This is a genomic window from Verrucomicrobium sp. BvORR106 (assembly GCF_000739655.1).
Taxonomy (GTDB): Bacteria; Verrucomicrobiota; Verrucomicrobiia; order Verrucomicrobiales; family Verrucomicrobiaceae; genus Verrucomicrobium.
Window position 1 is genome coordinate 1 of record NZ_BATR01000103.1, and the last position, 18,487, is coordinate 18,487.

At 58.2% G+C, this 18,487-nt stretch carries 22 protein-coding genes; all 22 read right to left on the reverse strand.

Going from position 1 to position 18,487, the window contains the following annotated elements; translation table 11 throughout:
• Positions 1 to 81 precede the first annotated feature (81 nt).
• The 22 genes from BV106_RS17985 to BV106_RS18100 all read right to left on the reverse strand — a co-directional run bounded on the left by BV106_RS17985 (position 82) and on the right by BV106_RS18100 (position 18,416).
• Entirely contained in the window at positions 82 to 1,536 is a 1,455-nt protein-coding gene (locus BV106_RS17985; protein WP_038167004.1) for a DUF1501 domain-containing protein, read from the reverse strand.
• 123 nt (positions 1,537 to 1,659) lie between these two features.
• Positions 1,660 to 4,191: a M56 family metallopeptidase gene (locus BV106_RS17990; protein WP_038167005.1), complete on the reverse strand. Its 2,532-nt coding sequence runs from the start codon at positions 4,189 to 4,191 to the stop codon at positions 1,660 to 1,662.
• Complete coding sequence (locus BV106_RS17995; protein ID WP_038167006.1) at positions 4,188 to 4,601, reverse strand: BlaI/MecI/CopY family transcriptional regulator; 414 nt, start codon at positions 4,599 to 4,601, stop codon at positions 4,188 to 4,190. Before BV106_RS17995 ends, BV106_RS17990 begins: the two co-directional genes overlap by 4 nt.
• Positions 4,602 to 4,806: 205 nt before the next feature.
• Entirely contained in the window at positions 4,807 to 5,385 is a 579-nt protein-coding gene (locus tag BV106_RS18000) for a hypothetical protein (protein WP_038167008.1), read from the reverse strand.
• Between the two features lie 60 nt (positions 5,386 to 5,445).
• Entirely contained in the window at positions 5,446 to 5,784 is a 339-nt protein-coding gene (locus BV106_RS18005; protein WP_038167009.1) for a hypothetical protein, read from the reverse strand.
• 30 nt (positions 5,785 to 5,814) lie between these two features.
• Positions 5,815 to 6,216, reverse strand: a complete 402-nt coding sequence (locus BV106_RS18010; protein WP_038167011.1) for an ankyrin repeat domain-containing protein — start codon at positions 6,214 to 6,216, stop codon at positions 5,815 to 5,817.
• Positions 6,213 to 6,617: a hypothetical protein gene (locus BV106_RS18015; RefSeq protein ID WP_051946015.1), complete on the reverse strand. Its 405-nt coding sequence runs from the start codon at positions 6,615 to 6,617 to the stop codon at positions 6,213 to 6,215. The genes BV106_RS18010 and BV106_RS18015 overlap by 4 nt, the downstream gene beginning before the upstream one ends.
• Positions 6,618 to 6,672: 55 nt before the next feature.
• On the reverse strand, positions 6,673 to 6,981 hold the full coding sequence (locus BV106_RS18020; protein WP_265595812.1) for a hypothetical protein: 309 nt from the start codon (positions 6,979 to 6,981) through the stop codon (positions 6,673 to 6,675).
• 105 nt (positions 6,982 to 7,086) lie between these two features.
• Positions 7,087 to 7,686: a hypothetical protein gene (locus tag BV106_RS18025; RefSeq protein WP_038167014.1), complete on the reverse strand. Its 600-nt coding sequence runs from the start codon at positions 7,684 to 7,686 to the stop codon at positions 7,087 to 7,089.
• Positions 7,687 to 7,753: 67 nt separating this feature from the next.
• Positions 7,754 to 8,113 (reverse strand): DUF2200 domain-containing protein, encoded by a 360-nt coding sequence (locus tag BV106_RS18030; protein ID WP_038167016.1) that lies wholly within the window; start codon positions 8,111 to 8,113, stop codon positions 7,754 to 7,756.
• 111 nt (positions 8,114 to 8,224) lie between these two features.
• Positions 8,225 to 8,608, reverse strand: coding sequence for a nuclear transport factor 2 family protein (locus BV106_RS18035; protein ID WP_038167018.1), 384 nt, complete (start codon positions 8,606 to 8,608; stop codon positions 8,225 to 8,227).
• Positions 8,609 to 8,705: 97 nt separating this feature from the next.
• Positions 8,706 to 9,188: a DUF4279 domain-containing protein gene (locus BV106_RS18040; RefSeq protein ID WP_038167019.1), complete on the reverse strand. Its 483-nt coding sequence runs from the start codon at positions 9,186 to 9,188 to the stop codon at positions 8,706 to 8,708.
• A gap of 530 nt (positions 9,189 to 9,718) precedes the next feature.
• On the reverse strand, positions 9,719 to 10,174 hold the full coding sequence (locus BV106_RS18050) for a hypothetical protein (RefSeq protein ID WP_265595813.1): 456 nt from the start codon (positions 10,172 to 10,174) through the stop codon (positions 9,719 to 9,721).
• Positions 10,175 to 11,081: 907 nt separating this feature from the next.
• Positions 11,082 to 11,483 carry a hypothetical protein gene (locus BV106_RS18060; protein ID WP_038167026.1) on the reverse strand — a complete coding sequence of 134 codons (402 nt, stop codon included), beginning with the start codon at positions 11,481 to 11,483 and terminating at the stop codon, positions 11,082 to 11,084.
• Positions 11,484 to 11,566: 83 nt separating this feature from the next.
• Positions 11,567 to 11,908 (reverse strand): hypothetical protein, encoded by a 342-nt coding sequence (locus BV106_RS18065; protein WP_038167027.1) that lies wholly within the window; start codon positions 11,906 to 11,908, stop codon positions 11,567 to 11,569.
• Positions 11,909 to 12,122: 214 nt separating this feature from the next.
• Positions 12,123 to 12,527: a VOC family protein gene (locus tag BV106_RS18070; RefSeq protein WP_038167028.1), complete on the reverse strand. Its 405-nt coding sequence runs from the start codon at positions 12,525 to 12,527 to the stop codon at positions 12,123 to 12,125.
• Positions 12,528 to 12,818: 291 nt separating this feature from the next.
• The gene (locus BV106_RS18075; RefSeq protein ID WP_051946016.1) at positions 12,819 to 14,084 is read right to left on the reverse strand and encodes a beta-ketoacyl-[acyl-carrier-protein] synthase family protein; all 1,266 of its coding nucleotides are present in this window, start codon (positions 14,082 to 14,084) and stop codon (positions 12,819 to 12,821) included.
• A gap of 3 nt (positions 14,085 to 14,087) precedes the next feature.
• Positions 14,088 to 14,609 carry a GtrA family protein gene (locus tag BV106_RS18080; RefSeq protein ID WP_265595814.1) on the reverse strand — a complete coding sequence of 174 codons (522 nt, stop codon included), beginning with the start codon at positions 14,607 to 14,609 and terminating at the stop codon, positions 14,088 to 14,090.
• Between the two features lie 68 nt (positions 14,610 to 14,677).
• On the reverse strand, positions 14,678 to 15,595 hold the full coding sequence (locus tag BV106_RS18085; protein ID WP_038167030.1) for a TIM barrel protein: 918 nt from the start codon (positions 15,593 to 15,595) through the stop codon (positions 14,678 to 14,680).
• 135 nt (positions 15,596 to 15,730) lie between these two features.
• Positions 15,731 to 16,996, reverse strand: a complete 1,266-nt coding sequence (murA, locus tag BV106_RS18090) for a UDP-N-acetylglucosamine 1-carboxyvinyltransferase (RefSeq protein WP_038167032.1) — start codon at positions 16,994 to 16,996, stop codon at positions 15,731 to 15,733.
• 24 nt (positions 16,997 to 17,020) lie between these two features.
• A complete protein-coding gene (gene prmC / locus BV106_RS18095; protein WP_038167033.1) occupies positions 17,021 to 17,962 on the reverse strand; it encodes a peptide chain release factor N(5)-glutamine methyltransferase in 942 nt (313 codons plus the stop codon).
• 97 nt (positions 17,963 to 18,059) lie between these two features.
• Positions 18,060 to 18,416 (reverse strand): cyclic nucleotide-binding domain-containing protein, encoded by a 357-nt coding sequence (locus BV106_RS18100; protein WP_038167034.1) that lies wholly within the window; start codon positions 18,414 to 18,416, stop codon positions 18,060 to 18,062.
• Between the last annotated feature and the right edge of the window lie 71 nt (positions 18,417 to 18,487).

Sequence of the window (18,487 nt, forward strand, 5' to 3'; positions counted from 1 at the left end):
CTAGGGAATGCGGAAACAAGAACCGAGACGGTTCTTCTACATTTCCTTGCGCAATACCGAGGATGTCTTGGCAACCAAGCGCTAAGCACAAAGCACCTTCTTCACCACGTGCCCATGCACATCCGTTAACCGGAACTGCCGGCCCTGAAACCGGAAGGTGAAGCGCTCGTGATCAATCCCCATGAGATGCATGAGGGTGGCCTGGAAGTCGTGCACGTGCACCTTGTCCTCCACCGCGTTAAATCCGAACTCATCGCTCGCCCCGTGGCTGATGCCGGGCTTGATGCCGCCGCCTGCCATCCAGAGGGTGAAAGCATAGGGGTGGTGGTCCCGGCCCCATTGTTTGGTGTCGGCGATTTTGCCTTGTAGGAACGGGGTGCGTCCAAACTCTCCGCCCCAGATCACGAGGGTGTCCTCAAGCAGGCCACGTTGTTTGAGATCCTTCACCAGCGCGGCGGATGGCGCATCGGTATCCTGGCACTGGATCTTGAGCTGGCTGTTCAGGTTGCGGTGCTGGTCCCAGCCCGCGTGCATGATTTGAGTGAAGCGGACGCCGCGCTCGGCCAGCCGGCGGGCCATGAGGCAGTTGTAAGCATAGCTGCCCTGGCGGTGCACCTCGGGACCGTACATGTCCAGGATGTGCTGCGGTTCCTTGCTGAAGTCCGTGAGCTCCGGCACGCTGGCCTGCATGCGGTAGGCCATCTCATACTGGGAGATGCGCGTGGCGATTTCTGGATCGCCTTGCTCCCGCAGCTTGATCTCGTTGAGCCTGGCCAGATCATCCAGGACTCCGCGGCGCACGCTGCGGCTCATCCCATCAGGATTGCTGAGGTAGAGCACCGGATCTCCACTCCCCCGGAACTTCACGCCTTGATACTTGGAGGGGAGGAAGCCGCTGCCCCAGTAGAAGTCATAGAAAATCTGCCCGCAGGATGCTTCCTTGTCGCGGGACGTCATCACCACGAAAGAAGGCAGGTCATTGGAATCACTTCCCAGACCGTAGCTCAACCAGGCGCCCATACTGGGGCGACCGGCCTGCTCGCCGCCGGTGAGGAAGTAGGTGATAGCCGGGGCGTGATTCACCGGCTCGGTGTGCATGGACTTGATGAAGCACAAGTCGTCCGCGATGGCGGCGGTGTGCGGCAGGAAGTCACTCACCCAGGCGCCGCTCTGACCGTGTTGGCTGAACTTGGAGATCTCACCCAGCACAGGACGGTCGGTCTGGCCGCCTGTCATAGTGCTGAAGCGTTTTCCGCCCGCCACCTCATCCGGGATCTGCTTGCCGTGCCACTCTCTGAGCTTGGGCTTGTAGTCAAAGAGGTCCACATGGGAGGGAGCCCCGTTTTGCAGCAGGTAGATGATCCGTTTCGCCTTTGGCGCAAAGTGGGGCAGCACTGGAGCCAGTTTGTCCGGCGGCAGGGCCAGCCCATCCCGTGTGAACAGCGATCCCAAGGCCATCGTGCCCAATCCCATGGCCGATTTCCCAAAGAGGGCGCGGCGGGTGAGGTGGAGTGGGTGATCGGTGAAGGGAGGCATTCGGGATAGGGCTTTGTAAAATCGAAGCAGGTCCGCCCCCCGTCGGCAATGGCGGATTGCCTGAGTATCCGGCGACTTGGATGGAGTATCTTCGCGCCCCAGTCGGGCTTGGCGGAGGTGCCACTACTTCACGGATTCGAACGTCAGCAGTACCACTTCGCTTGCCTGGGTTGAGGCACCGCCATCTGCACCTGGAGTGACACGACCCATGATGACCGTTTGTTTGTCCCAGAGGGTGACGCTGGTGGTGATTGCGCCTGAGCCCGGGCTCGCCTCAGACTTGATGTTAACATCGAGGGTGAAATCCTCAGGGCCAACGACTGGACTGACAATCAAGGATGAATGCGTGGTGCCTTTAAAATCGAATGGCAGATCCGTACGGTCCACCTTGGTCGTTTCCACCTGTCGTGACAATCGCTCCACGGCAGCATGTTTTTTGATTTCCTTGACCAGAATCTCTGTCTGCTCTGGCGTCATCACGCCCAACAGCACGAAGTTGTCGGTCTTGGGTGGCAATGTTGTTCCGGCGGATAGGGCGCTGCTTAACGGGACGACTTTCTCGATTCCGGAGGAAACCGGTGGCATGAATAGGTTGAACAGTTCTTGTAGCTTCCTGTTGTCCTCAGGAAGGTTCAACTTGAGGGCGATGCCTGAGACGGTCACGGGCTGGGTTCGAGACGTGTCGGGGTGTTCGTGTCCGGCAGTGCCTTGGCGATTTAGTTCGCGCTCCAAGTCTTCCAACTTGGTGGGGGCTCCAGCCGGTTTCACCAATCGCGAAGTGACGAACAGAAACAGCCGACAGCGGTCTTCGCCTGCGCCGAGATCAACACAGACAGTCTCTCCATCGGCAAGCGCGATATCAGATGAGGTGGTTGATGCAATCACCCGTTCTCCAGCAGGGAGGATGCCGTCCTTAATGATGGCATTGCTCTCAGCGATGCTTCTGCCTGCAAGACGTCGCAATTTTGCAGTCATACTGACTTGGACTTTCTTTCCGTCAGCAGTGCGCACAGGCTCGAACGAATTCTGAATGCCGACAAAATTGTCGTCGTTGAGACCCTTGCCTGCCTCATCAGGACGGCGCACTTCTCGGATGATCTCGACCACTGCCTTCTGGCCCATTCGTGTGGTGACAGAAGGGCTGCTGACCAGATTGACGCCTTTCTGCTGGCTGAAGAGTCGTATGATGTTCTGGTAGTCGGGATCGCTGAGAATCGCTTCATTGGCCCGACCATTCGCAGTGCGTTTTTCCTGAAGCGTCGCCAGGGCGGTGCTGGCTGGGCCTCCTTCTTCAGGTGGGGCGAGCAATTCGATCCAACGGGCTTCCAGTAACACTTGGAGGGGGGCGTGGGCGGAGAGTTGATCGAGCAGCCGGTCCACGTGGTCCAATTCCGCGGTCGTGGACTTAACGATAAGCATTGAGGACTTCGGAATGAAGACGGCGCTGCCTCCTTCTGGGAAGGAAATGCCAAGAAACTCGAGGATCTCTTTAGCCGTCTTGCCTTTGAAGTCCTCTCTGGCGGTCATGAAATCAGGCCGTACCCGGTAGGTGCGAATCTGAAGTTTGGCGTCTCCAGGTTTTGCATCGTTTGGGGTTGTTGACTTCGGTGTCGCCGCGGCTGTTTTTCCTTGCGAAAGAGGTTCCGCAAAACCTATCTGGGCCAGCAGTACCATCAGCCCAGCCGCCACCAGGGAATAGCCACCCATGAACCAGCGGCTGGTGCGCACTGAGACCGGGTGCCCCTTGAGCAAGGCGTGGATCCTGGCGCGCAGGTGCCGTGCTGGGCGGGAAGTCGCCATGGCGGATGATGCCATGGGCAGAGGCGCCGCAACGGATTGCGCCGCCACCGTCAGGAGCAGGTCTGCATAGTCGCTGGCTTCGCCCGGGAATTGAAGAGCTGCGTGATCGCAAATTTCTTCCCTTGCCTGCGCCCATTGAAGAGTGAGAGCGTGAAGGAAAGGATTCCACCAGAAGATGGCCCGTAGCAGTCCCAGGATGGCTGCCATCATCGTGTCGCCTCCCAAGCGGTGTTGCTCCTCGTGCCGCAGTACCCAGTTCCACTGAGCGGCGCTCCAGTCGCGCATGGACCCTTCTGGAATGGCGATGACGGGATGCCACCATCCCGCGACGCAGGGGCTGCCTTTGCCTTTGAAAAGTCGGATCGGGAAGGTGTTCGCACCTTTAGGGAGGGTTTTCCACTCGGCGGCATCAGGCCGCCGAAGCCGTCTTTGCCAAGAGAGGGCTTGCAGGGTGCTCATCAGGTGACCGGCCAAGCCCAATGCTGCTCCGGCTACCCACAGCATGCTCAAGAGTTTCATCCCATCCGCCAGAGTCCAGTTTCGCGAGGGCAAGGTGGTTGGTTGCAGCGGGGGGCTGGAGGAGGGGATGGCCGGTGAAGTTGTTGTTGTTACCTGAATCTTCCAGGTTCCCTGCGAAGATACGGCCGGTGAATCGGCATTCGTCACTGCAGGCTTGGGGAGGGCAATGGGAAGCCGTGGCCCGATCCAGGGCGAAATCATCCCCAGACTGATGGATGCCAGGACTGTCCATGCGCGAAACCGGGCGTCACGGAGAAACCACCGCACGAGTACCCAGCCCATGGCCGTGAAGGCGAGCAGATGGAGGGCGAGATTCCACCAGAGTACCGTGTTCATGGGCGGGCGTCCTTTCCAGCTGGCTTTTTGGCCTGAGCCACCATGTCTTTGAGCTCAGTCAGTTCTTTTTCTGAGATTTCCCCGTTCTCCACCAGGCACCGTACCAGGGCCAGGCTGCTGCCACCAAAGAAGCGCTCCTTCAGTGCGGCCAAGACGCTGCGGCGACCGTGGGACTCGGCGACGGCGGGCACATAGATGTGCGCACGGCTGGAGTCGTCGCGCTTCACCCAGCCTTTGGTCTCCAGGCGGGTGAGTTGGGTTTGTAAGGTGGCCCGGGAGATGGGCTCCTGCCGGTCCGCATTCACGGCCTCCAGCAGATCATTGAGCGAGGTCGGAGCCAGCCGCCAGAGCTGATCCATGATGGCCTGCTCCGAAGAGGAGAGCGCTGCTGGTGCCGATTTTTTGGACATGCGGAGATTCTTGCCGACAAATGTCAGAGTTGGCAAGATTAAAAGTAAGACAAATGTCGGATGTTGTGGCCGCGCTAAGGCAACTTCGGAGACCTTCCCTTGTCACGGGCGAGTGATGCTCTAGGGCTCGACTGTAGTCCGGCCCATGAAGTCGACGCCGGAAACCGGGTGAAGATGCACCTCGTCTCAGCACCTCCTGATCACGTCACTCATAATTCTGCCCGCACCATGAGAACTCGGAGATCATCTCCCAAGTGACTCGGAATATTTCAGCTGGCTCACGATCAAGGTTCTTCGGGTCAGCAGAGGTGAGCGAGCCATCTGAGGCAACACAGACAACTGGTCCTGGCACATAGCTTCGTCCAGTGTCATCCCCCTCGACCCAGCCACCCAGTGCCCCTGTGGTGCCGCACTCGATGTAGGTGCATGGATCGAAATTGTACCAGTATCGTCCGCTGGGAGCGGAGATGCCGAAATACCGCTGTTCATCCTTGAGTTGACCATTCTGGTCCATTTGCTGCAGGTCTTCAATTTGTTGTCCCACCTCAATCTTCCATTTCAGGTAGCCAGCATTTGCGTCGACATCAACAGCGTCGCCGGGACCTTCGAATGCGTCTCGTAACAAGGAAAAGAACTCGCTTAAGGCCAGACTCTCGTTGCTGGCGAATTTTCCGGCACGTCTGATCAAAGCAGAGAGATAGATCTCAAGGGGAGGCATGGTCTTTTCCTGCTTCTCCTTAGTGAGAGCTGCGATGTGTTTGTAAAAGTCCCGGTTCGTGTTCACAGAATGCAAACAGGCAATTTGAAAGTGAAGGTGACGCAGGCGGAACGCCGGGCATCAGGGCTATTTAGCTTCCGTCTTGCGGGCCAAGTGTGCCAGAGCTCCCGCTACCGCCAGTGAAAAGGGGACGAGGAGCATGATGTATCCCAAATAGACGGCTGCTGTTGCGATTCCCCATTTATTTCTACTTTGATGAATGGCGGCATCGATAGCATTCGCGAGGGTGTAGGGAAGCCCGAGTGTGAGCAAGGTCGTGCTGAAGACACGCTGGAATCTTCTTTTGCGCGGAGATGGCCAGGATTGCTTCCGAAAAGTTCGCGCAGCCAAGATGACGCTCAGGCAGAGCGGAGCACCCTGGACAAGACCAGCGAAAGTGCCGGAGATGAGATCTGCAGTCGTCATGGTCGGTTCTTCCGTGAGGTGGCCCAGTTGCTAAATCGCAGGAAATTGTTCGCCAATGAACTTCAACATCTTATCGCAGCGGTATTCTACCAAGTAGTCATGGAGGGAATCTCCACTTTCGTTCGCTTGATTCAAATCTGCACCGTGGTTGACCAGCCACAAGAACAAGTCGTGGTAGCCGAGTTGTGCGACTTCGAACAAAAGGGGCGTTCCAAACTTGTTCGACGCATTTAATGATGCCCCTTGGGCATGCAACCACTCGACGCCGGATAAATGGTCCTCAATCGCAAGAAAGTGCAGGACCGTCTCTCCAATGCCATTGCGCTCCTCCAGAAGATGGGGGTGAGTGCGGAGAAGGGCTGCCGCACTTGAGAAGTCACCTTGGGAGACCATGTTGCGGAGCTGATACCATTCTGGACTGGTCGTGCTCATGCGACAAGATCACTATCTCTTGTTTTTGAGTTGCTCTCTGCCTCCAGGAGTGCGCTGAGCACCGTGACTTGGGAGGTCAGAACGGCCGCTTCTTCGCTCCTCCCGAGTTTTGCGTACTCCCCAGCCGCTTCACTCCGCTCTTGGATCTCCCGCTCAATGAGCTCGGCCACGGCCTTGGAGCTCAGAATCAGACGGGAGACTTCGCCAGCACCAAGACCGCTGACGCTTCCGGCAATGACGGAGCTTGTGTTCGCGAGAGGCGTCGTTGCGGGTGGGGCCTCGGCATTCTCGATGGCAGCCAAAGTCTCGCGGAAGACGGCAATGAGGTGGCGCTGCCGTGACCCAAGCGCCTCCCGAAGTTTGACTCGGAGCAATGCCTTCCATTCTTCGACCGTCTTCATGGGTGCAATCTAGCCGATTTGCGGACGGTGGGTCAAACTGAAGGTTGCGGTGCTTCTATTCCGGAGCATCCACAAACAGTTCCCGATACCACTTGTTGTGCTCGTCAGCGGAGTAGCCAAAGCCCGCAGCCACAAACAGATCCCTCCAATCCCGCTTGGCGAGTTCAAAAATCGGGCCTTCTGCGGTGCCTGGACGGGAGAGCAGCTTCATGATGGCAAAGCGAATGCGGTCCATTCCCGCAGAGTCACTGTTCTCATGAAACGGAATGTTTTCCGATGCCTCGGCGAGCAGGCGATTTTTGACATGGGTGCATCGAGGCTCATCGAAAAGCCGGGCCGCGACTTTCTCACATCGTCTGGACAAGGGGATTGGCATGAAGAGGATCGCGATTTGGCTGGAGAAAGCGCATTAGGTCCGCGTGATTCAGAAGGACTCAAGTGTTCGCGTCAGTGCGTAGGGATACTTTGGTCATTTGGGTTCAGCAGAGGAAGCAAAGAACGGGTAGAGCCGACGTTCCTCGCCAATCTCATCGGTCTTCACTTCGGGCTCCCCGCCACGCCTGCCTGACCAGATGGGGCCGTATGAGGTGAAGCCCCGCAGGCCGACGATGACGGCTGGGGCGTTGGTGTTGAATTGAAGTTCCTTTGCAGCCTGATCGGCGGCTGTCCAGGCTAGCTTTGCCAGCGTTTCGCGCGTCTCTGCATCTTTGTGACTTTTCAGTTTGGGCACCTGGACGATGAAGGCAATCGAGTCTGGATTGTGACGGCAATAGGTGACGAAATCCGCGCTCAAAGCGAAGGACCCACCACTGCTTCCGGTGAAGTGGTCGGCGTGCAGAGTCTTGATGATTGAAGCGAACTTCTCTGCCGCCCGTTTGGCTGGTATCGAATTGCCGTGAGCCACGCCATCAGAACTGGTGGAGATCAGGGAGTTTGGCTCCTGAAATTCCATCTTGCCTGGGTAGTCCTTGCGGTCGCTGACGAAATACCCGACAACCAGGCAAATGGCGAGAAGGGCGGCACCAGAGACGAGTTTCTTGACGAGTATGGAAGCGAGCTTTTTAAGCATGATCGATATCAGGGGAGATGACGTCAGCGGAGGTGTCTGCTATGAAAGTGAAGGGCATTCAGTCTGCTCATGATTTGCTCCTCAAGATCTTCTCCATCGCTTTGCCCTTCGCAAGTTCGTCCACCAGCTTGTCCAGATAGCGGATCTCCCGCATGATCGGCTCTTCGATGTCTTCCACGCGAACGCCGCAAACCACGCCCTTGATCAGGGTGCGTGAGGGGTTCATCCCGGGAGCCTCATTGAAGAACGTTTCGAAGTCCTTCTGGGCTTCCAGCAGTGCATCCACCTCTTGCTGGCTATAGCCGGTCAGCCAAAGAATGATGGCATCAACTTCCTGCTTGGTCCGTCCCTTCTTTTCTGCCTTGGCGATGTAGAGAGGGTAGACACTCGCGAAGCTGGTCGTGTAAATGCGATGCTTGGTGGTCATGCGGAATGGAAGCTGGTGGAGTTGCGCGAAAGCAATTTGCGACACTTCTGGACGGTTCCAGTACTTCGAGGCAGAAGTGAAGGTCTGGAACTAAAATCAGCGACCGTCCCTTCAGGATGTCTGAAGCGCCGTTGGCAGTGGAGCGACTTCCATAGCTTTGATCAAGCCGTTTGCGACGGTGAAACGATGAGCCACCACGTTATCCGCAAGCAACGTCCCAGACAAGTCGAGTACCACCTGATGCACCTGCACTAAAACGCAACCGTCGTCTTCCTCATGAAAGGCGACCGGTTCGACGTGAGGATCAATCTCACTCCACTGTTCTGACCAGTAAGCGCGAACTTCCGCGGGGCCCTGGACAAATCCGCCCTTGAAAGCTTTCGGCCAAGTCACGTCAGGTGTCATGAGGGCGAGCGCGGCGTCAATGTTGCGTGCATTGAATGCCGCATAGGCGGCGCGAAGTACTTCGATTTTCGACGGAGATAGGTCAGGCATGGGGGTGGGGGAAATGAAGGGAAAGGTGTTTTTACACGTGGCAATATACGTTTAGAGAGGAGTAAGTGGACTGGTAGGAGGGGGGCGTGGTACATCCTCAGTCATTTGGATCCCTCTCAGGGGAGTCTGGAGTCAGGTCGAGGTTCAGTGGTAGGTTTCGCTGGACAAGAGCGCGCATGACGGAAACGGGAAGCTCGAACGAGCATGACTGCGGAGGGACCGCAAATTCGCAAAAGATGTCCGCCTGATACTTGGTTGTGAGGCGTTGCCACAGATCCGGGGCTTCAGGCAGCCTGCTCAACATGTACTCGACGCCTTCATGCCAAAGCGAATCGGGAGCTCCCCGGATGACCCACAACCAGGAACCATGCCGGCTGGTCATTTCGGTGCCATCGGGCAGTGTGAGAATTGTATTGGGGGCGTTCGATGAGGTCGGCTCAATCCCAAGCAATTCGGTCAATTCGGTCGGGTGCTCATCGGTGCTGAAGAAGCGCAGCGAAATCTCTGGCGCAGGAGGTGGGTCACCGAAAAACGCCTGCTCGATGAAGGTTCCTAATGTTTGGGAGTCTGTATCAGGCATGGCGGGCTTTGGGGTGAAGTGGAAAGCATGGAAGCACAGATTGTGTAAACATCGCCAGCACCGAATTATTTGACGACGGGACGCCGTGGAATCTGGTCAAGGTGATGAGGTCGCCGGCGTGTTACCTCGGCGGATGCAGACTATCATCATGGCGGAGCATGACGCAATCACCGGGAGAGATGGCGCTATCAAAGTCTTCCACAATGGTTCAGAAGCGGCTGTGCCATCTTGGTCGATGGCAATGAAATCGATGTGGTGAATGTAGGCGGAAAAGCCGAGCGGGACGATTGAGGCTACGATGGCAATACGTGCCAGCAGTTGCGCCTTGCCCAGCCAAGGTCCGGTGCGTGCAACCAGGGAGGCTCCGAAAGCGAGAATGGAGAGAACGGACGCGAGGGCGAAGCAGCTCCAAGCTGTCAGCCACCAAATGGGAGCGACTTCATCAGAGGGGGATGTTGTAGCAAGGAGGTGCACCATCAGTTGAGGGTTGGTTTGAGGGCCGTTCTCCGTGAAGATCTAGGCGGCGGGCATCAAGTGCAGGACTTATCCAATGTGTCACTGTTGGATTGTTCTGCTTCTTGGTACTCGTACCCAGGAGGTGTGAATGCCTGTTTGATTCGGGCGACGATCTCAATCTGTCGACCTCGTGTCCATTCTGGCAAGGTCGCCCATTGCTCACGGGATGGGAAGTAAATCACATGGTGCGCCTTGCCGCAGAGCATCTCTCCATTTATCCAAATGCGCTCCCAGTGTCCTTTGACCATTTCTTCGTAGTACATTTCATCCCTGCCTCGGTGCCCCGCGCGCCATCCGCGTTTCAGATCTTGATGCCGTGAAAAGTAACCGCAAACCAATACAATGCCGAGCAGACCACCGATCGCGGATAGCACCAGTAGAGGGGAGTGGTTCCATGCACACATCACGACGATTGCTGCGATCCAAAGAACAAAGAAGGAAACTGCAACGTATTTGATGATGGCTTTCACGCGATGCGAGGATTCACTGCGGCGATTGTATGGGCGAGTTATCGTGGCTGCAATGGACCTGCCTCGTAAACAAAACGTTTCCCGCGGGATTCAGGATTGTAACCTCCCTGCATCGCGCTTTCAATTGCTTTGGCCAGTCGGCCGTCATTGATTCGGAATCGCTGGTGCTGAGGCATGTCTCCGTGCCGGCAAGGGTCTATATCGAACTCTAACAGCAGTTCTCGGTGGCTTGGTTCGGGATGCTCGATGAGAATCGCCACGCCCAAGAGCGTGGGCGTGTCTTGAGCCCGGCCTCTAGTCCAGGTCGGCTGGCGAAGTACACTCCGGCGAAAGTTTATCTCGCCGACCTTGATGCTGCCTTTATTCATGAAGGATATGATCGGCTAAGGTTGAAAACGAAACGCGGAGTTATACATTGCGTCCACTTCCTTGTCAGACCAACGGCCCATCATGCTTGGCAATTTGATCTGCGGATGCAAACCAGGGAGCATGTTCTGCCCAATAAATATTTGCCTGGGGCCTTATGCCGGGATCAGAATCCAATAGCCCGCTTGGCACGACCCAGAACTGCCGATTGCGGCTCAACTTGGGAACAGGCGAGCCACAGTTCTTGCAAAAGCACCTCGGGAACCCCGGATTCTCACTGGTGTCCACAAACGTTTCGATGAGGTCTTCGCCCTGAGTCCATCGGACTGAACTTTCGGGAAATGCCAGGTTTGCGGCATGTATCGAGCCACTTGATTTTTGGCATGAACGGCAGTGACAATAGAGAAACTTAAGCGGTACTCCTGTAACCTCGAAGGCTACCTTGCCGCAAAGACACGACCCTGTGATGGGAGTCGCTTCTGTGTTGGCCTCTGTTGATTCCTGACGTGTGCTCATCGGATAGCGGTGAATTCTACGGTGTTTAGCAAATCCAAAAGCCTCCGACAAGGATGTATCCGATCGTGGCGGGAAGATCGAGTATGAATGACCAAGCTGTGCCCGCTGCCGCCACACCAAGCGCCCGCGGTCGGTTGGTCAGCTTTCGGTCGTAAAAGATGATCACCAGCAGTAGCCACTCGACCATCCGTATTGGGATGAGACCAAACATGAACGCCAGACTCTGGAAAGAAGAAGTGGCCCAGTTGAAATAGGGGTACCCGAACGCGATCCCAATCAGCGTCCTTGAGAGTCCTATTGGAAACCATAGTGTGGTGGCTTTCCCGTATAGTTTGGAGATCACGAACGCCGCTGTGCAATATCCAGCCAGCTTGATTGCTGCAAAGGCTAGGCCGCCTAGTTCTGGGTTATCGACTCCTGCAGGCATTGGAATGGCTTCGTTTCATGGATTGGCGATAGATAAATTCGATTGGCGGCCCCGGTGGTTGTCTCTGGCGTTTTGTCCCTCACCTAAGGGCTTGTGTGCTGTATTGGAGGAACGATCTTGGCGTAGATCAGAGTCTTTCGGGTCGGCGGGGCATAGATGTTCGAGGCGACCAAGGCCACTGCTGCACCGTCCGCAGTGATTTTTGGAGTGGAGGTGCGCAGTCCTGACTCGTCGAGAGAGAGGTATGCCATCTGAGCTTCCCGGTCTTCTGGTGAAATGACAATCGTCCAATGGCCATCGGCGACGTTGCGAAGGTATGCGACTCCGGAATCATCCGTCTGCACCTCGAAGCGGCTGGGCCGTGCGATGGAGCCAAAAACAACCGTCTGGAAGTACGCTCTGAGGGGTGTGTGAGAGAGTGGCATTTTGGAGCGAGCATCTACAGCGCGTATTGCTACGAGAGTGGTTCCGGAATGCTGGCACGATGACAGACACGATGTCGCTATGAGGGCGATCAGGAGGAAAAACTTTTTGCTCATGGTCCAATGGCGATTGTCTTCTTTTCTTGGGGGGTGCCTTGTCCATTCTTACCGGACCAGTGCTGAAGTTCAGCTGCGACTGGCCAATCTTTGCGACGATCTAAGCTTGGGGATGTTGCCAGCTCTTGTAGACCGCTTCCAGGCTGTAACCGTCCGGATCAAAAACGTTCGCGGCGCAGTAGCGGGGATCGTAGTACAAGCGAGCAGCAGGTTTGCCGTTGTCGGTGGCGCCCGCAGCCATTGCCGCATTGTAGAAGGCGTCTACCTCGGCCTGGCTCTTGGCGACAAAGCCGACGTGCGCAGCCTTGGCGTCTGCCTCTCCCTGCCTGAGCCAGAAGAAGACGCGGCCCTCCCGTCCGAAGCCCTTGAGATCGGGGTGGCCGGGTGGGCCATCCTTGCCGTCGTAGTCGATCACATGCTCGATGCCGAGCGGATTGAGCGCCGCTTCGTAAAAGGCAATGGATCGATCGATATCCCTGACCGTTATGAAGACGTGGTCGAGCATGGGTCCTTGTTTTTGTTGATGGATTGTAAGGCGTTGTGGTGACGTCTGTCGATAGAGGCGTTGCAGATACTCTGGTGCGCATGCCAATGGACGTCGCTTGCATCCCATCCGGGATGCAATTACCCTTTTTGATCATCCGGAGGTGTCAGTCGCTCCGCTCCTTCAACCTCCGGCATCGGAAGGCATGACGGGAGGGCGATCTGATCATCCGAAACAATATTTCTACTTCCCAGTGGAGAGATGCCCCCTCGCACATGCGGTTTGTTGATAGCTTGCCGATCAGACCAGAAACTACACCTTCGCCACCACCAAGCTCGAATCCACGCCGCCAAATCCAAACGAGTTGAGTAGCGCGGCCCGCACTTCTGCCTCGCGCCCATGATTGGGCACGTAGTCCAGGGGGGCGCAGTTGGTCTTTTCGAAATGGAGGGTAGGGGGGAGCCAGCTGTTTTCCATACCCAGGAGGGTGATGGCACACTCCATGGCCCCGGCAGCGCCGAGGGCGTGGCCGGTATAGGGCTTGGTGCCTGAGGTAGGGGGCGCATCGGGGCCAAAAAGGGCGGCGATCTGTGCGGCCTCATTCACATCGTTCTGCGGCGTGCTGCTCGCGTGCGCGCTGACGTAGGCGATGTCGGAAGCGTTGAGCCGTGCGTCATCCAGAGCCATCTGCATGGTGCGGTAAAGCGGCTCACCATCCGGGCGGGGGATGGTCATGTGGTGGGCCTCACTGGTGAGGCTGAAGCCCACCAGCTCGGCGTAGATCCTGGCGCCACGGCGGGTGGCGTGCTCATAGCTCTCGACTACGAAGCAGGCGGCTCCTTCACCCATGACAAAGCCGTCGCGGCCCACATCGAAGGGGCGGCAGGCGTGGGCGATAGGATCGCCCTGCCAGCGGCTCATGGTGTGGATGAGATCAAACGCCGTGAAGGTAAGGGGGCTCAAAGGGGCCTCGGAAGCCCCCGCAATGATGACATCGGCATGGCCTTCACGAATCAGCCGCAGCGCATCGCCCAGAGCCACGTTGCCGCTGGCGCAGCTGTTGGAGTGGGTGGTAGCCGGTCCTTGGAGGCCGAAGTGGATGGAGATGTTGCTGTGTGTGGAGCCCCCGTAGATCTGCAGGGCGAGAGCCCGGGGCACGCTCTTGATGCCTTCTGTGAGAAACTTGGCGTGATGGCGTTCGGCATCGGCGATGCCGCCCAAGGCGCTGCCAAAGCTCACGCCGATGCGGGGATGCCTGGAGCCGGGGGCAAGATCCAGGCCGGCATCTTCAATGGCGAGCTTCGTGCCCACCATGGCGAACTGGGTGCAGCGGTCCCAGCGCTTGGCTTCGTGGGAGGGAAACCACTGGCTGACGTCGAAGTCCGGCATTTCCGCTGCGCACTGCGCCTTGTTGGCGCTGACATCGAAGCATCGGACACGAGCGATGGGGCTCTTCTCTGCCAGCAGGCCCTGCCAGAAGGCGACCTTGCCCGTGCCGATGGGCGTGACGGGGCCGATGCCGGTGATGACAGCGCGGCGTGAGTCGGGGGAGCGGGGAATGTCTCGGCTGACAGGCACAGGTTAGCCTTTGAAGATCACAAACTTGCGCATGGCGTAGTTCACCATGAACGAGGTGAATACGAATGCCAGCTGCGCCACGGCGCTGGGGACTGCATAGCGGCCCACTAGAAAGTCAATGACCCACAGTCCGGGGAAGAAACCGCAGGCCGCCACGCCAAAGAAGAGAGCCATCTCCTTCCACTTGCTGTGGCGACCAGGGGTGAAGACAAACAGGATGTTCGTGAAGTACGCGGCCACCGCGCCAAAGGGGAACGCGAGGATGTTGTTGAGCAGCAGATTGTGCTTTCTCGCTTCCTCGGTCAGGACGGCTCCGTCAACCACCAGACCCTTGAGCGCCGGGAAGATGGTGAAAGAAAGCACGGCGACCAGGCCCTGATGAATGACGGTGGCGATGACACCGCAGGTGGCGTACACCATGAACTGGACGAAGGGGGGCACATCACGGTTCCGTACCCGGGTCAGAATGGTTTTTAGGTCATTCTTGAGCAAGAACGTGAACGTCTCAGAGAGGGCGGAAGTCATGTGGCGGCAGGGGATGTAGCCCAATCCGGCGCGGCAGCAAGGGAATGCGGAGGCGTGAGTCTGAACTTTCACTCACCGAACCGGGATTTCCACTCCACCAGGCGCTCCTGCACGTGCGCCCGGCGCTGACCGGGACTGAGCTCCCAGACCAGGGGGGTGCCCTTGGGAACGAGGGGGAGGAGCGTGTCAAAATCCACCCCGCCGCCGGTGAAGGGAATGCGGTGGTCCCGGGCGGGCCACTCCACATCATGCACATGGCAGCCGAGCAGACGGGGGGCGATTTCCCCCAGAAGCTCCGCGTGGTTCAGTAGACCCAGGTTCGCCTTGCGCTGGACGTGGCCAAAGTCATGCCAGAAGCCGATCCACGGGCAATCCCGGTAGTGGTTCAGCAAGCTCAGCATCTCAGGTTCGTTCGGCACCTGTTCGAAGTGACTGCGGGTCTCGACCCCGAGGACGATCTGGTATTGCTCACACTTGGGCAGCAGTTCATCCAGCGCGGCGCGGGCGAGGTCGAGATAGGGTTGGGAGAGCTTGGTCCGCTTCTCCACGAACTCCAGTTTCAATGCGGTGTACTCCCGGGAATAGATCTTTCCCGCCTGCGTCAGAGCCTCAAGCTTGGTGGTGTAGCTCTTCATGGGCACGCTGCCCAGGTGTAGCACGACCCGCCGTGCCCCGAGCCGGGCCGTCATCTCCAGAGTCGCCTCCGTGAGATTCAGGGCGCGGAAACGCTCCGACTCGCGGTGGGAGGTGAACTCAAACGCATCGGGCGCATCCATCATGACCTCCACCGGTGGCGGGCAGAAGTTATGCACGCTGGAGACCTGGATGACCTTCTGCTCCACCGCCTGGAGCAGGCCGGGCAGGTGGGACACCTTCAGCCCATGGCTGACCTCGATGTGATCGAAGCCCAGCATCCGGGCCTCCATGGCAAGCTGCATGCCCTCCTCATGGCGGTGGCTGTTCCAGCAAGTGGAGAGGGAAAGCATGGGGGAAAGTTAAAAGTTAAGAGTGAGAAGTTAAAAGTTCAGAGAAGCGGGCCTTAGTCAGAGGGCTGTTGAACAGGGGCCTCGTGCTTGGTGGTCATCTCATCACTCATCACATCTAACGCTTAACCACTCGTGCTACTCTTTCACGCGCTCGGTGACAGCACCAAGCATGCTGAGCTTCTCATCCAGGTGCTCGTAACCACGATCAATGTGATAGAGGCGGTGGATTTCGGTGGTGCCTTTGGCGGCGAGGCCGGCGAGCACGAGGGCGGCGGAGGCGCGCAGATCGCTCGCCATGACCGGAGCACCGCTGAGGGTTTCCACGCCCGTGATGCGGGCGGTGTCGCCGTCGAGCTCGATGTTGGCTCCCATGCGCTTCAGCTCAGACACATGCATGAAGCGCTGGGGGAAGATGGTTTCCTTGATGCTGCTGAGGCCGGGGATGAGGCAGGCCAGAGCGCAGAACTGGGCCTGCATGTCCGTGGGGAAGCCGGGGTAGACCCGCGTCGTGAGATGGAAGCCCTTGGGCGAGCCGCTGCCGGGCATGATGGTCACGCTGTCCTTCGTGGAGGTGACCTCGTACCCTGAGGCCAGGAGGGTGTCCGTCACATTCTTCAGGTGGGCGGGCACGACCCGCTTCACCATCACGCCGTCACCAAAGATGGCACCGGCAACGAGGAAAGTACCTGCCTCGATGCGGTCTGGAATGACGGTGTGCTCCGCACCATGCAGCTCTTTGACGCCTTCGACGACGATCCGCGTGGTGCCGGCACCTTCGATCTTGGCCCCCATCTTGATCAGGAAGTTGGCAAGGTCTTCCACCTCGGGTTCTGCAGCAGCCCCTTCGATGATGGTCGTGCCCTTGGTGAGCACGGCGGCCATGAGCACGTTGTCTGTGCCCAGCACCGTGGAGCCGAACTTGCCCAGCAGGTTCATGGTACAACCCTTGAGCGGCTTCTTGGCCTCAATGTGGATGTTGCCCCCGTCCATCTGCACCTTGGCGCCCAGATACTCCAGGCCCTTCAGGTGGAGGTCCACAGGGCGGTCGCCGATGACGCAGCCCCCGGGCATGGAGACGACGGCCTTGCGCAGACGGCCGGTGAGTGGGCCCATCACGCAGATGGAGGCGCGCATTTTCCTCACCAGGTCATAAGGCGTGTCGGGGATGATCTTCTCCGCCTTGACGTTCACCGTGCCGCTGGCGCGCTCCACTTCGGCCCCCAGGGCGCGGAGGATCTGCAGCATGTAGTTCGTATCGCTCAGGTCAGGCACCTGGCGGATCACGCAATCATCCTTGGTCAGCAGCGTGGCCGCCAGGATGGGCAGGGAGGAGTTCTTGGAGCCACTGATGAGAACCTTGCCGCGCAGACGGTTGCCGCCGTGAACGATGAGCTTTTCCATGAGAGAGGAGTTAGGGGAGAGGGGTCAGGAGGGAAGTGAGGGAAGTGAGGGAAGTGAGGGAGAGTCGTCCGCACTGCCTGCGTCATCCGGTGAGGCCGGTGGAGCGGGAGGCAGGGGAGGGCGGCGGGCAAAGACGAACCGGGGAATGCCCGCGAGATCCTCGGCCGACTGGATGGCCTGAAATCCGAGTTTCTGCAAGCGTTCGCTGACGGCAGATGCTTGATCGTAGTGGAGCTCGAGGGCCAGCAGGCCGTTCTCCGTAAGGTGCTCTGGAGCCGTCTCCAGCAGTCGGTCCACGATGACCAGCCCGTCCGGGCCTCCGTCGAGTGCCAGGTTCGGGTCGTGCGCCACTTCACGGCTGATCTCCTTGAGTTCGGCCGTGGGGATGTACGGGAGATTGGCCACGATCAGGTCGAAGGCACCATCGGCGTGCTCCAGCAGGTCGCTGCGTACAAGGCGTACTTTTTGCCCATTGAGACCGAGCCGTCCGGCATTCAGTCGGGCCAGCTCTAAGGCATCTTCTGAGATGTCCACCAGCAGCACTTCGGCGGCAGGCCAGGCCTTGGCGAGGGAAAGGCCGATGCATCCCGATCCGGTGCCGACGTCCAGAAGGCGATGGGGAGGTGCACCTTTAGGAAACCATTTATCCACCAGCAGATGCACGAGATGTTCCGTCTCAGGCCGGGGAATGAGGGCGCGGTGATCGCAGACAAACTCGCTGTCGTGGAACTCCACCGTGCCCAGCAGGTGTTGCAGGGGTTCACCCTCGCCGCGTCGCTTCAGGAGCACACGCAGCGGCTGTAGTTCTGGCTCGGCGAGCGTCTGGTCAAACCGGAGATACAGATCCAGCCGACGGCAGCCCAACACATGGGCCAGGAGGTGCTCCATGTTCAGTCGCGCATCTTCCACCCCGCGTTTGGCGAGGTAGTCCGCGCCAGATTGCAGGGTCTCCAGAAGCAGCTTCATGAACTGCGTTCCGTAGCAGGGAATGCAATTCAGTAAAAAGTAAAAAGTGAAAACTGAAAAGTTTCCAGGGGGGCCTGAGTACTCAGGGCCCGGTCTTTCAACCTCCCTCATCCACGCTGCGGAGGCGGCGGCTCAGGCCGCGCATGACGTGGATGGCGAAGTTTGGCACCTCGTGCACCATGAACTCGAAACGCTTTTCGTTGATGGGGATGAGCACGCAGTCCACGCTGGCCGTGGCGGTGGCGGTGCGGGGGCCGTTCTCGATGATGGCCATCTCGCCGAAGAAGCCATCCGCCTTCACCACTTCTACCAGGCGGCCTTTGACCTTCAGTTCCACCTCACCCTCTTTGACGACATAGAGGGAGTCACCGTCTTCCCCTTCGGAAAAGATGACCGTGCCAGCTGGAAACGGAACAGGCGGGGTGTCGGCTTCGAAAATGTTGGGTAGTCTCATGGAGGTGTCAGGAGGAAGGGCTGGGAGTCGGAGGGGGCCAATGCCTTGACCAGTAAAACAGCGATTTCAAA